This window comes from Pseudoalteromonas sp. TB64 (assembly GCF_000498095.1).
In the GTDB taxonomy this organism is placed as follows: Bacteria; Pseudomonadota; Gammaproteobacteria; order Enterobacterales; family Alteromonadaceae; genus Pseudoalteromonas.
The window spans coordinates 1-613 of sequence record NZ_AUTQ01000015.1 but is presented as its reverse complement, the minus strand read 5'-3'; the positions used below and the strand labels follow the sequence as shown (position 1 = coordinate 613).

Annotated in this window: 1 protein-coding gene; it reads left to right on the top strand. The window is 43.6% G+C overall.

All coding sequences use genetic code 11. The annotated features are described in order from the left end of the window. A partial coding sequence (locus tag L647_RS0100520) for an aminotransferase class I/II-fold pyridoxal phosphate-dependent enzyme (protein ID WP_024609479.1) occupies window positions 1–613 on the top strand: 613 nt, incomplete at both ends.

The following is a 613-nucleotide window of genomic DNA, read 5'->3' as shown; positions in this document are numbered from 1 at the left end:
TGACTCCCAAGCATTAGGCAGCCACAGCTCCGCATTAGTGACAGGTTATCAGGCGCAGCAAAAAGCGCTTGAGCAATACTTATGCGAGCAATTTGGTTATGGCGCAGGGATGCTATTTAACTCAGGGTTTAGCGCTAATAGCAGCGTAATTAAAGCGTTGTTTCAAGATAAAGCAGCTGCACAAAACAGCGCTATTTTTCAAGATAAGTTAAATCATGCAAGCCTGATTGACGGGGCTATGCATTCTAACGCGGCTTTAGTACGTTTTAATCATAACGACATGAACCATTTACGTTCACGGCTCGAAAAATCAAAAGCGCAAAACAAGCTAATTATAAGCGAAGGCGTATTTTCGATGGATGGCGATACCGCGCCTCTTAAAGAATTACTCGCACTTGCAAAACAGCACAACGCATGGCTAATGATTGACGACGCACACGGCTTTGGTGCATTAGGCAAAACCGGTTTGGGCAGTTGCGAAGCGTTTATTACACAAACGCTTCCAGATATATTAATCATTACCTTTGGTAAAGCAGCGGCTAGTAGTGGTGCCTGTGTATTAGGCAGTAAACAGTTTATTGACTACATGCTGCAATTTAATCGCGATTACACG